The following is a 13,105-nucleotide window of genomic DNA, read 5'->3' as shown; positions in this document are numbered from 1 at the left end:
GGAATCTATAATCAAATGTGTATGTGTCTGTCTCCTTTTTCAATACTGAATTTTATGAAACTGCCGAATTGACTGCTCAATCGGCCAAATCTGGGGGCTTAATTTTTGGTGAGGGTTGGAGAAGTGTAGTGTTTTTAAAATTGATAGATGATTATGTATTAAATTTTGGAATTAGATCAGTACGAGTTTAAGCTATATATTTAGTAGGGATAAAATAAAATGTTAGAGAAGAATAGACCTCTATGAAAAAAATTATTGTAAAGGATACAAGTAATATTGTATTGATACTTTTTATAATGTTTGTGTCCCCTATTTTATTTGGGTTCGGATTAAATATGATAGGGGCACCAATAAAGCTTTCGGTTATACTAAGTCTTCTACTTTTTTGTGTGGTTACTATTATTGGTATTATGTTTATTCGGAAAGATGAGTCAAGGTATTTATTGAAAGCAGACAGTACTGGGATATATTTAGATCAGAGAGAGGTTATAAAATGGAATCAAATTAGGAGGTTCTCTACGGTACAAACAGAGTTAGTATATCAACCTAATAATCCTACAGCAATAAGGATTGATTGGTTAGTAATTCATTTTAAAAATGGTACTGAAGTAAGAGTGAATTTAGGAGGTACAGTCGCTGTACCAAGTAGACTAATTAAACAATTAGAAAGTCTTAAAAACGATGTATGAGATAAAAAAACGACGAACCCTTAGCCCAAGAGTTTTTTTACAAAATGATACATTGATTGGAACGCAAACAACATCAAAATATGATTCTTATTTCAAAGGTGAAGAATAGATTAAAACTTATTTCCTATATTTCGATTTAAGTATTACTAAAATCAATTCAACTTTATACTACTAACTTTTTGAAAATGAGACAAGGTATTTTAACTATCCTTACACTATTTGTATTTACTGCTTGTACACAAACTAATGAAAGAGACGAACTATCAGAAGTAGTGAGTTTAATGCAAGGGCATTTTTCTAGTAAATTGCAGTCAGAGCAAGATTCAGCATTTTTTGATATCAATCTTGTGATGTACCCAATTTGGGAAGAAAATACAGAGGCTAAATGGCTTTATGTTGAGCAGGCGGTTAGCTCTAAATTAGAAAAGCCGTACCGTCAGCGAGTGTATAAACTTTCAAAAACCGAAGATGGAATGATTGAAAGTGCGGTATATGAGTTACCTCAACCATCACGTTTTATACATGCTTGGGATACACCAGTTATCTTTACGACAATTTCTCCAGATTCTTTGGTGACAAGAGAAGGTTGTTCTGTATTCTTGAAAAAACAAAAAGACGGTTCTTATGCGGGTGCTACTAACGAACGTGATTGTAAGAGTTCACTTTATGGTGCATCATATGCAACTTCTGAGGTAGAAGTTTCTGAGGCAAAAATCACATCTTGGGATAGAGGATGGAATGATGCTGGAGAACAAATTTGGGGAGCTGAAAAAGGTGCTTATGTTTTTGATAAGTATGAAGTAGAGGAGGAAGTTGCTTCAGTGGAGTAGCCATTTAATTGTAAAAAAGGGACAGTCAACTAAAATGTTGCTGTCCCTTTTTTGTTAAAACGAATCAAAAAGTCATACTCATAAATTCTAGATTTTCATGTTTTTGACGATATGACTGTACTACTTTTTTTAAATCTTCAGCAGACTGTATTTTCTCTTTTACCCACTCCAATTCTAGTTCTACGGATTCTTGTTGACGGATTTTGGTGTATTCTGGGTAGCACAATGCAACTTGGTCTCCTAGAACGGTCAGTAGAATAGACTTTTCTGGAATATTATAAAAATTGCCCTTTTCATATCGAAACTTTAAGTTGGTTCTTTCGTCGGGAAGCATCCACCAGAATGAAGTACTTTCAAGTTCCTCATTTGTGATTCCTTTCAGTTTTAAATCCATTTTAGCCGAAGTGTATAAGAGATCATCTTGGCTGATGAGGTAATCGCAGTTATAAACGCCAAATGCATTGATATTGAGTTTTCTGATGAATTTATACTGCTTAGAGGCTCTATTGGTATATTTTTTAGCTTTTTCCAATGATTCCTGAATACGAGCTTGATACTGGTCAAAATCATTTTTCCAGTTGTAAGGGTTCATCTTATAGATATCGCTAAGCAGGCCAATCGCTTCAACTTCGGTAACAGCGATGGAAGAATCTGTGTACGTTCGAATCATCTGATACTTTAAGTCCTTTAGGTGTACCATTTGAATGCCCAAAATAGTCTTATTGCCAAACTCTTTTACATCGTAGAATCGATCTCCAGCCCATTCCCTGTTTTTATTATAGAACCACTTTGTATTGATTTCTCCTTTATTTATTTGCCATAAGATTTGATCTACATTAGAGGCAAAACCACCCAAATCACTACCGACAAAAGCAAAGCTATCAGGGCCTTGATAAACTAAAAATGGGTAATGAAATAATTTCAAACCATAGCTATTGGTTTTAGTGATCGTTTCTTCTTTTACCTTTTTGACAATTTTTTCTACTTTTTGGTTAGTTATAAGGTTGTAATCGATATTATTTAAAAGTTGATCGTAGGCCGCAAGACTCATAATTGCAAAGCGATTATCAAATTTATTTTTGAGTTGAGTCGCTTCTTTATGAAGTGTCTCTTTGTATAGATTTTGAGATTGGACAGAATCCAATAATTCCGCTTTGGCAGGATTAATTTCGGCTAGTGTTTCATTACTTAATTTAAGCCATTCTTGTTTAAGAGTGTCTAATCTGAAAAAGGGATAGACTTTGTCATTTACTTTTGAAGCCAAATCTACAGCGATTGTTTGACCTTCTTTGAGGTATAATTTGTTTTGTTTTTCATCTAAAGCATCAATTTCAAACATTCCTGCGGTTTGCATATGCTGCTCCTTAAACTGCATGGGTATTCCCGAAAGTAAACTCTGATAAGCATCATGTATTTCTCGATAACGAATCGTAATGGAGTCTATGACCACCTTTCCATCCTTGTCAACTATACTTTTGGGCGCAATAGAGATATTCGTTCCATTTTCTAATTCAAGGTGAATCGATTGACTAGGGTCAACTCTAAAGTTATGAAAAGCTACATCAGCAGCTTCGAGAGGGACTTGTATAAAAGAACCCGAACTTTGACAGGCAGAGAAAAGTAAGTTTCCACTAATCAATAGTAAGGAAAAATAGGTCTTGAGAAGAGTTTTCATTGGATATATAATTTTGAATTATTGGTTTTCAAGTTTTAAATATTGGTAGGCTTCCAAAGCGATTGATGCATAAGAAGTTTGAAGTTGGGCAGGGAAGTTTTTTCCATAAGGAAATTGCCTGACTTCAGCGTATTCTTTTAGGGTACTAAGCTTATGTTGAGGCCCTAGGTTATATGCCGTACTTAAAAGCGTAATTTTTTCTTCAATCTTCAATGATTTTAGACTTGGGTGCGTGCTGTACATCATGTCCATAAAAAGTTTGAGATATCTTATTTGCCATTCTTCGGATTTCAAACGTTTCAATCGCTGTATCCTTTGGGAGGTTTCATCAGAAGATTGATATTGAATTGTAAAAGAATAGTGAAGATTTAATCCTTTTTGCTTCTGTTCAAGAAACTCAAAGAAAGAGGGCTTCATCTGAAATTTGCCAATGGAGAAATTGATGATTTCACTTCCGTAGGAAACGTAGAACTCTTCCAGACTTTTAGTTTCTACAAAATCTTGATATCGGTTATAACGCATGAGTTCACCAAAGACAATCGTTTGAGCTAAGATGATTTCTTCTTCCTCATAAAAGTATTTCTTGAAGTCTTCATCCATACCTTGAAGGAGTATTTTTCCCGCTTTAAAATCACTTTTGGAGAACCATTTTTCTTCGGTTTTAGGATAAATATCCAATTGCGAAATTAGGATAAGACTGATGTAAGCGAATAGCTTCATTTATAATTTAGTTTTTGGATAAAGCCTAATTTTGAGTTGGGGAGAAGCTTGGTGTGATTTTAGAAAGTGATGTAAAAGTCAAAATACAATTACAATGCCATCCTTTACTAGACTATTTGCTAGTAATATTTGAATGGAAGTATTCAGTGAAAAATGTTAGCTCAGAAATAGGAAGAAATTTACAAGTAGTACGGCAAGCTTCTAAGTTCTTAGAGTAACTCTAAGAACAGTATTTTTTAACCCAAAGTCATTAGTCCAATTACTTAATACTTTTCTATTATATTTTTCTGGTTCTTAGTTGGGATGGAGATATTCCAAATTCCTTTTTAAATCCATTGCTAAAGTGTCCTTTATTCGCAAAGCCGAGTGAATACGCGATGTCAATAATTGATTTGTCGGTTTGGTTTATTTGACGATATGCTTCTCTGTAACGTTCTCTAAGAACAAATTGGCGAGGAGGCATACCAAACATTTTTTTAAAATTAATTCGCAGCCGAGTTTCACTCATTCCATATTTCTTCATGAGTTCTTCTATACTCGGAGGTTCGCTGAGGTGGCTTTGTAAGTCGTCTTTGATCGCAAATAGGAGATCGGCATCGGCGGTTAATGTTCCAATATTATTTTTTTCTTTTCTACGTTTATAAATTTCTTGGAAAAAGAAGGTAAGTAAAAGTAAGCCTGAGCCTAGAGTGAGTCCTATTCTGCCAATGCCAACATTTTGAGCCGAGAAAATATCCGAAATATAATTCTCCATCTGTATGCTTAAGCTTTCATAGATAATCCACTTTTTTTTACTAAAAATTAATCCATCTAATTCAGGAAAGCGATTGTGCGTAAGTTGTTTCCAAAGATGAGCGTTTATGCTAACACCAATCCATTTTACAGATTTGTGCGCAGGTATTAACATATCTATCGTTTGAGGGTAATTATACATACACACACCTTGAACATTTCCTTTTCCAATAGATTTTATCCCTTGTTGGTAGTAGAGCGTTTCATCTTTTATAAATCGAATAAAAATAGATTGTTGTTCTCCCTGAATATCTTTGAGTAAAACGTCTTCTTCTGCCCAAAATTCATTGACAGCCCAATTCAGGCCTTGTAATTCATTGTAATAATAGGACTTGAATTTTATTTCACTCGTATTTGCTTGAAGTGTATTGCCGTCCCACCTGCAAGTATCTATCTGTTCTGCTAATTCAGAAAAGGTTTTATGAGTTAAGCCTTGATGTACATGATATATTTTCATGGTTCAAATAAGTTTAGCGGTTTTACGTAACTCTCTTTACGGTTTTTGATAACCTTATCCTTTTTACATCCACCATCTTTGTAACATCATCACGTAAAGGAATACTCAAAAAAATGAAAACTATGAAAAGATTAAGTACACTAAGATTTATCCCATTTCTATGTTTGTTGTTACTGGGTACTGAACAAATCAATGCGCAACAAATGAGTGAGTATGAAACGAAACGTTATCAAAGACGTGCAACTGAAACAGCTCTTTGGGGAATGCCATTAGTTAATCTATGGGCAATGCGTGAAGGTTTTAAAGAAGATGCGAATGTTCAATATAATGATGTCGCTTATTTTTCTAAACCAATGGATTGGAAATTACAAGTGACGACACCTAACAATTCAACGCTTTATATTTTTAGTTTTTGGAATACCAAAAAAGATGGACCAATTGTAGTCGAAGTTCCAAAAACAACAGAAGATGTAGGTCTTTTCGGGACAATTCTGGATGTTTGGCACCGACCTCTGATGGATGTAGGTGGACAAGGACAAGACAAAGGAAAAGGCGCTAAATACCTCATTGTTCCTCCTAATTATCAAGAGAGTATCCCTGAGGGTTATGTAGTTGTTGAAAATAATAACTATAATGGCTGGTTTCTACTCAGAACACTTTTGAAAGATTTCGAACCTGAGACCTTGAAAAAAGGAGAGGAGTTCATTAAAAATTTCAAGGTTTACCCACTTGCAGATGCTGAAAATCCTGTACCTACAAAATTTATCAATTGTAGTGATTTAGAAATCGAAGCTATTGCACCTTACGACGATACCTATTTTGATGCCTTAAATACAATGATTCAGGAAGAAACTATTGAAGAAAAAGACATGGTAGCAATGGGTATGCTTCAAACATTGGGAATTCAAAAAGGGCTAGAGTTCAAGCCAACCATAGAAGAAAGAAACTTATTGAAAGAATCAATGGCTGCAACACATGAGGAGTTTCAAGAAATGATTGCCACTAGCGATGAAAGACATTGGGAAGATCGAACATGGGCTTTTTTGATGGATGTAGACGCTCATAGAGATACAAAAGCAACTTGGAAATATCCTTATCTGTTGGATTATACCTACAGAGCAGCAACGTATTATTCAGCTTTTAGTAATGTTGTGACATTGGGAACACAAACGCAATACTTGTCAAGTGGAATGGATGCTGATGGAGATTTCTTGAAAGGAGGGGAGGAATATACGTTGACGCTTCCACCAAATGTTCCTGCAAAGTTGTTTTGGTCTGTATTGGTCTATGATCTTAAAACAGGAGCTTTTGTAAAGCATACTCCAAAAGCAGGTGTTACTTCTATGGACCAAGGTTTAGAAATAAATGAAGATGGTTCTACAACGATCTATTTTGGGCCAAAAGCACCAAAAGGAAAAGAAGTAAACTGGGCACCAACACTAGAAGGTCATGATTATTTCTTATTATTTAGACTTTATGGTCCTGAGAAATCATTCTATGATAAAACATGGAAATTAAATGATTTGCAGAAAAAATAAGTACCAAAAAATCTAATTCTAGATAGAATTCTTAAACAACAAAAATCCCATTGATTGCATAAAGGCGATCAATGGGATTTGTTATTTGAGAGCTTGTGTCCTTTTTAGCTTGAAAGGTAATAATCCTTTGTAAGTGTTTGAGCAAAATTGTTATTTCGTGATTCTAACTTTTTAAAAAGTAAAATATTAAAGAATGAATCTTAAGACTGGACTTATATTTTTAGCTTTATTTTTCGTGAATACGTTCTCTTTTGCTCAGAGCTATAAAGAAGAAATCGAAGATGATTTTAATGATTATCTAAGTGCTATTATTAGTAAAGACTTTGAGAAATCTATGGAGTATCTGACACCTGAGTTTTTTGAGTACATTCCTAAAAAGACACTTCTTATGGTTATGGAACAAACATTTAATAACCCTACTTTGGAGTATGAGCTCAAAAATCCTAAGATAATTCAAATTGAAGATGCTCAGAAAATTGATGAAAAATATTATTCCTTTCTGACTTATTCAAATGAGATCTTAATGCGGTTTTTAGTCGAAGAGAAAGAATCGAAGAAAGATAAAAGATTAAGAATCAAAATACTTCAAAGCTCTTTAGATCAAAGTTTTGGGAAAGGGAATGTAGTTTATAATGAAGAGACTGATTTTTTTGAACTAAAATCTATAAAAAAGGTGTATGCCATTTCATCGGATGGAGTAGCTGATTGGAAGTTTTTAGTTCTAGAAGAGAAACAAAAACCATTACTCAGTAAGATTTTACCTAAAGAACTATTGGAAAAAATTTAATATGCTCTTGAAGAATAATAAGTAACATAAATCCCATTGATTGCACAAACGTGATCAATGGGATTTTTTAGTTAAATGAAAAACTTAGAAAATACGAATACCTGTAATTCTACTTTTTAAGTTTAGATTCGATTTTTCTATAACTGTTAAATCACTAAAAGCGTCAGGTTCTGTCTTACAGGCTTTTGCATCTATAAGAAATTGGATGCCTTCCATCACTGGATATTCTACCCAATACATATCACTTACAAAAGTATAATAGCCTTTTGCATCTGGATAAATAGCATAGAAATCATACAAAGAGCTGCCTACACCAACGCCATGTTTAGTCTCATACAAAGCGCTAACCACTTCTAAGCCTCCAATAAGAGCGTCATTATTATATTTTGGGTGGATAATAATATGCGTAATTCCATCTTTCTGTGCATGGAAAGTTGTGAGCGTATCAGCTCCATCTTCAGCATAGCGGATTTGTTTTCTCTGAACAAGTTGATAGCCCATGTATTCTCCTTCTTTCCCAGGGAAAGCACTATTCAAAGTAAAAGGCCCAGCTTGGCCATAGGTAATGATATAGTCACTAGAGTAATAGTTAGGCTCATCCTCTTCTGTATACTGAAGGAATGAGAAAGACATCAATGTCAAGAATGTAATACCCAAAAGGGCGAAGTGTTGTATTTTCATCATTTTCTTTTTTACAAAGAAATGAATATTTGATAATATTAAGAAAGGGTGTGGGGATTATGAGGAATTACATCTGTAGTTGTTTATTTCAGGTATATAAAAAAGCCTTACTTCTTTAGAAGTAAGGCTATCATTTGACACTTTAATTTATTATTCTAGTCCAATAAAATTAAATACCTGTTGTAAAGCGAAAACTTTTGTAGCATATAAGCTATAAATAGGTCGTTCAGAGAATATAAGATTTTCACCTAGTATCAGACTATTACCATTTTCATTTTTACTAAAGTTAAAGTATTGCATATAGTTAAAGCCGAATTTTAGACCAATTTTAGTTTCATGAAATTCTACTTTAAAATTTGCATAGGTTTTAGTGGATGATTCATCTGTATCTTGGAAAATACGATACTTTGATGCAAGAGCTAAACCAGAATCAAAACTACCTCTAAGTAGGACCCTATTGGCGATTGATTTTTGGAATTCTAGACCTAAACCAGCACGTATGAAATTTAAATCATATTTAGTGTTTTGGCTATCTGGATAACCATCAGGGACTACCCCTTCGGTATACTCTACTGTCAGTTCATCTACAATAGAGTGGTGTTCTACCGAAACTGGAAAAACAACTTGAAAGCCCTTGCCAAAATCCTTTTTAAAGGTCATATCAAGCCCAATGATATCTCGTGAAAATTTTCGGGATTGAAAAGTATTGTATCCTTCATCTTCACCTACTTTTAATATAGCATTAGAGCTATCATTTTCTGAAAATGTTTTTGATTGAAATACTCTAAAGTTGACTTTAAAAGGATGCTTTTTTGCTGAATAGAATATCTTTTTAATTTTTGCCATGTCAGTAGTATCCGTAGATTTTCCTCTTGTGATAAAGAATTCTCCTTCAACATCAGCATAGAGTTGATCAGCTTTCAGTTTATTCTCAAAGTCAAAGTTTGTACCTATCGAAAATCGAATGTATTCACTTTTATAGGCATCCTTAAGTGAAGAAGAGTCTGATTTTAGTTCTTTGATCTCATCCAATAATGTTTTTACCGAATCTAATTCTTGAAGAATTTTTTCTTGTTTTAGTTCCGTAGAATCTTTTACGATCTCGCTATCGTCTTGAGCTTGGAGGTTAGCATAAGAGATAAAAAAGAGAAAATAGATTAATAGTAATTTAAAAAACTTCATAATAGTTAGTGTGTCCAATTATTAAATCTCAAAAAGTAATAGTGTCAAATGAGATATATTTAGACATGAGAAAGTTGAATTTGTAATCAGTGAATATGCTGTAAATTAAAAAATACTATCATTCAGTAAACTACAGTATATTATTATAGCTTTTCTCTTAGTGCTACTAAGGCGAAACTTGTACTTTGTCGCGATTATGAAGTATACAGTTTTAGAGTCGAAATATGTAAGTCTAAATTCGAAGTATAATTATTATTCAACCATTAGTTTTTACTGCTTAATAGAATAAAAACAGAGCCCTCATTTGTAGGTAGAATTGTATTGATTCTGCAAAAAAATACCTGAACAAATCCATTCTTAGGTAATCAACTGCATGGCTTTAGCTCGTTGAACGGCTTCCATAGAATTCCCTGCTTTCAGTTTTTCAAGGATATTTTGTCTATGTCTATTCACGGTATGTACGCTGATATTTAAAGCACTAGCGATCTCTTTACTCAATAATCCCCGTTCAATATGTTGTAAGATTTCACCTTCTCTTGGGCTAAGAAGACTAGAAGAATGATGATAGGTTTTTACCTCAATTTTATCTCCTGTGATTTTGTTCATTATTTTCCCACCTATTCCAACGTTTGGAGCTTGATCATCACTAAAATTATACAAACAAAGCACCAATGCTAATTGCCCATTTTCAGTCGTTTTAAGGTAAGACGTACGATGTGTAATGTAACGCACTTTTTCTTTTGAGGTATTTGTTCTTAGGTAGCTTTTTGTGGCGTAATTTAATCGTTCCGAAGGAGGTATTTCTTTAAGGAAATGTAGAAATTCATATTCAAGAAGGTGACGTTCAAATAGATCATCCTCATGTATTTTCTGAAAAATTTCATCTTCCCATATTGTATCTAGCATTGAAAGTTCGAAAGGTTTTACACCCAAGAATGTCCCAAAATGTCCTGCATAGATATAACTGACATCTTTTGTTAGATCAGAAATAACGGCTAAGGCTCCATCAATTTTCACAAAAGACTTTACCATTTCAATCACCTCTAGTACTTCCTCTTTAGAGGTTTTTGTTTCTAGATTTCCTTCGAATAACTCACGTTCTAACTTCTTTACTATATCCATTTTACGGGTCGCTATGGTTATTTTTCAGTATTGTGATACTGAACTCTATTCCGCAATTTCACGCTTCTTAATAATGAACACTAACAAACTAAGTTATATTATGAAAATTTATCTCAGCATTTGTCTTCTGCTCTTTACACATTTATCTATGGCACAAAATCTTGATAAAATGCAGTGGTTCAATGAACCTGAATCATGGGAAGTTAAAGATGGCGTTTTAGTTATGAACGTCACCCCTCAAAGCGATTATTGGCGTCAAACTCATTATGGTTTTACGGTAGATGATGGCCCTTTTTATTATACAACCAAAGGTGGTGAATTTGAAGTGTCTGTAAAAGCGGTTGGAGACTATCAGACTCGCTATGATCAAATGGGATTAATGCTTCGTATTGATGAAAATCGTTGGATTAAAACTGGGATTGAGTATGTAGATGGTGTTTATAATTTTAGTACTGTAGTCACAGATAAATATAGTAATTGGAGTGTGGTTAAACTTACGGAGAAACCTGAAGCAGTATGGATCAAAGCAGTAAGAAAACTAGATGCAGTTGAAATCTTCTATTCGTTAGACGGAAAAGAGTATCAACTAAGTAATTTGGTGCACCTTGATGAGAATACCCCTGTAATGGTTGGTATGATGGCTGCTAGTCCTGATGGCAATGGATTTAAAGCTTCTTTTGAAGATTTTGAAGTAAAGCATACGCCAGATGTCCGCAGACTTAAATGGCTAGAAGAAAATAAAGAGTAATCGAATCGTTTTGGAACGTAAGGAAGTAAATATGAAAATAGTTAACAGCGGAATCGTACTTGTATTGTTACTATTGCTTGCAAGTTGTCAGAATGCAAAAACGGAAGACAATGAATCTTTAGATAAGGCAATTGTAGTAAACTTCTTTGAAGAGACTTACAATAAAGGGAATTTACAGTATGTGATGGACTTCTTTGCGGATGATTACTACGAGCATAGACCAGATGGAGCAAGATCGAACCAAGATGCCGTAAACATCATCAAAGGTGCAGAAAAGACTTTTCCTGATTTAAAGGTGAAAGTTGAAGACGTAATTGTAGAAGGCGATCTTATTGCTGTGCGTCTAACATGGAATGCTACGCATAAAGATACCTTCTTGGGTATTGAAGCTACAAATAAGAATATAACTTGGGAGGCAATGGAATTTTTCCGTTTGAAAGATGGAAAGATTACAGAAACATGGGGGAGTTGGCCATTATATGATATGATTCAACTACTTTCAGATAAGTAATTCTCTTTATTTTTTGTAATACAATCCTTAGAGTTTGCGTAGCACTCTAAGGATTGAAGAATGAATGAGAGCGTCTTCAGACTCGTGTACTTTACAATAACTAGAGTCTGAAGAACTGCCTCCACCTCTCTCTTCATTTATAAGTTCTTAGAACTATTTCAAAGAATAGTGCTGACATCGCCAATTAAATTCAGCACCCCAAAAGTGAAGTTCATCGGGCTAATCCTTAAGCTCTTCTTTTTTTCATTCCTATCTCACTCATTCTCTTATACTTTTGCATCATTGATTAACAAACAAGCAAACACAATATTTATAATGATGAAAAGATTAAGCAAAGTGATGTTGGCAATTTTTGCTTCAGTAGCAATGATAAGTGGAGCAAATGCACAATCTTCAGAAAAAGCTTTTCAACTAAGTTTTATTAGCCCAATTGGAACAAATGGAACTCAAGCAAACGAGATTATAAATGATTACTCATTAAACCTTTTAGGAGGACACAGCAGAGGAAATAATGTCCTTGAATTAGGTGGTCTTTATAATGTGAATACTAGCTATACTAAAGGTGTTCAGTTTGCTGGACTGACAAATTATAGTGCAAAAAGTGAGAAAGCAGTACAATTTGCGGGTATCACGAATATTGCATCAGATCAAGATAGAGGTGTGCAAATCAGTGGAATTACCAATGTGACAGCAAAAGGTAATGTTGCTTTCCAATTGAGTGGAATTCTGAATGTAGCCGATAAGGCAGGAACGCAGATAGGTCTGATTAATATAGCAGATAGCGTAGGTGGTACTTCTATTGGCTTGATCAATATTGTAAAGAAAAATGGTAAAAAAGAATTTGAAATAGGATTCTCAGATGCACTTCATACGTATGGAAGTTTCAAGTTGGGTACTGATAAATTCTATACTATTTTTTCAGCAGGTGTAAATTACATCAACCAAACAGATGACCTTCAATATGCTGTTGGTTTAGGTTTTGGTAAAGACATTGCTCTAAAAAATAACTTCGCAACTCAAATTGAACTTCTTGGCTATGGACTTTCAGAAGGACAGGAATTTACTTCTGATTTGAATATGCTGACACAGTTAAAAGTTACAGGTTCAAAAGAGTTTAAATCTGGGGTGAAGGTCTTCGCTGGTCCTGTATTGAATATGACTGTTTCTAAATACCAAGGGGAAGATGGAGAATTGATCGGCTCTCAACTAGCTCCTTACACATTGTTTGAAAGTAACAACGGAAATGTTGACTTGAAAGGCTGGATTGGTTTCACTTTTGGTATCAGATATTAAGAACATCAACTTCATCAGATCAGGAAACTGGTCTGATGTTTTGTTTTATGTATTATGGCTTTAACTCGGAAAAAATTACA

General features: G+C 34.1%; 13 protein-coding genes. 7 read left to right on the top strand and 6 right to left on the bottom strand.

Annotated features, from left to right (window positions below; all coding sequences use genetic code 11):
* Positions 1-335: 335 nt before the first annotated feature.
* A complete protein-coding gene (locus tag BC781_RS02840; protein WP_146201610.1) occupies positions 336-689 on the top strand; it encodes a hypothetical protein in 354 nt (117 codons plus the stop codon).
* Positions 690-874: 185 nt separating this feature from the next.
* Positions 875-1,519 carry a chromophore lyase CpcT/CpeT gene (locus tag BC781_RS02835; protein WP_109615734.1) on the top strand — a complete coding sequence of 215 codons (645 nt, stop codon included), beginning with the start codon at positions 875-877 and terminating at the stop codon, positions 1,517-1,519.
* Between the two features lie 64 nt (positions 1,520-1,583).
* Here BC781_RS02835 and BC781_RS02830 read toward each other — a convergent pair whose 3' ends face one another.
* From BC781_RS02830 to BC781_RS02820, 3 genes are all read right to left on the bottom strand, one after another.
* Positions 1,584-3,194 carry a hypothetical protein gene (locus tag BC781_RS02830; protein ID WP_109615733.1) on the bottom strand — a complete coding sequence of 537 codons (1,611 nt, stop codon included), beginning with the start codon at positions 3,192-3,194 and terminating at the stop codon, positions 1,584-1,586.
* A gap of 18 nt (positions 3,195-3,212) precedes the next feature.
* On the bottom strand, positions 3,213-3,914 hold the full coding sequence (locus tag BC781_RS02825; RefSeq protein WP_109615732.1) for a hypothetical protein: 702 nt from the start codon (positions 3,912-3,914) through the stop codon (positions 3,213-3,215).
* A 277-nt stretch (positions 3,915-4,191) separates the two neighbouring features.
* Positions 4,192-5,163, bottom strand: coding sequence for a helix-turn-helix domain-containing protein (locus BC781_RS02820; protein WP_109615731.1), 972 nt, complete (start codon positions 5,161-5,163; stop codon positions 4,192-4,194).
* Positions 5,164-5,285: 122 nt separating this feature from the next.
* Between BC781_RS02820 and BC781_RS02815 the strand changes: the two genes are divergently transcribed.
* Positions 5,286-6,701 carry a DUF1254 domain-containing protein gene (locus BC781_RS02815; protein WP_158281382.1) on the top strand — a complete coding sequence of 472 codons (1,416 nt, stop codon included), beginning with the start codon at positions 5,286-5,288 and terminating at the stop codon, positions 6,699-6,701.
* Between the two features lie 193 nt (positions 6,702-6,894).
* On the top strand, positions 6,895-7,488 hold the full coding sequence (locus BC781_RS02810) for a hypothetical protein (protein WP_109615729.1): 594 nt from the start codon (positions 6,895-6,897) through the stop codon (positions 7,486-7,488).
* A gap of 84 nt (positions 7,489-7,572) precedes the next feature.
* Here BC781_RS02810 and BC781_RS02805 read toward each other — a convergent pair whose 3' ends face one another.
* The 3 genes from BC781_RS02805 to BC781_RS02795 form a co-directional block, all read right to left on the bottom strand.
* The gene (locus BC781_RS02805) at positions 7,573-8,172 is read right to left on the bottom strand and encodes a hypothetical protein (protein WP_109615728.1); all 600 of its coding nucleotides are present in this window, start codon (positions 8,170-8,172) and stop codon (positions 7,573-7,575) included.
* A gap of 147 nt (positions 8,173-8,319) precedes the next feature.
* Positions 8,320-9,351 carry a hypothetical protein gene (locus tag BC781_RS02800; protein ID WP_109615727.1) on the bottom strand — a complete coding sequence of 344 codons (1,032 nt, stop codon included), beginning with the start codon at positions 9,349-9,351 and terminating at the stop codon, positions 8,320-8,322.
* A gap of 357 nt (positions 9,352-9,708) precedes the next feature.
* Complete coding sequence (locus BC781_RS02795) at positions 9,709-10,473, bottom strand: response regulator transcription factor (protein WP_109615726.1); 765 nt, start codon at positions 10,471-10,473, stop codon at positions 9,709-9,711.
* A gap of 100 nt (positions 10,474-10,573) precedes the next feature.
* Here BC781_RS02795 and BC781_RS02790 point away from each other — a divergent pair, with 100 nt between their 5' ends.
* The 3 genes from BC781_RS02790 to BC781_RS02780 all read left to right on the top strand — a co-directional run bounded on the left by BC781_RS02790 (position 10,574) and on the right by BC781_RS02780 (position 13,025).
* Complete coding sequence (locus BC781_RS02790) at positions 10,574-11,221, top strand: DUF1349 domain-containing protein (protein ID WP_211323662.1); 648 nt, start codon at positions 10,574-10,576, stop codon at positions 11,219-11,221.
* 31 nt (positions 11,222-11,252) lie between these two features.
* Positions 11,253-11,732, top strand: coding sequence for an ester cyclase (locus tag BC781_RS02785; RefSeq protein WP_109615725.1), 480 nt, complete (start codon positions 11,253-11,255; stop codon positions 11,730-11,732).
* A 315-nt stretch (positions 11,733-12,047) separates the two neighbouring features.
* The gene (locus tag BC781_RS02780; protein WP_109615724.1) at positions 12,048-13,025 is read left to right on the top strand and encodes a hypothetical protein; all 978 of its coding nucleotides are present in this window, start codon (positions 12,048-12,050) and stop codon (positions 13,023-13,025) included.
* The last annotated feature ends 80 nt before the right edge of the window (positions 13,026-13,105 follow it).

Origin of the sequence: Sediminitomix flava, assembly GCF_003149185.1 — a bacterium.
GTDB lineage: Bacteria > Bacteroidota > Bacteroidia > Cytophagales > Flammeovirgaceae > Sediminitomix > Sediminitomix flava.
The sequence above is the reverse complement of the archived record's forward strand: the minus strand, read 5'-3'. Positions and strand labels throughout refer to the sequence as shown.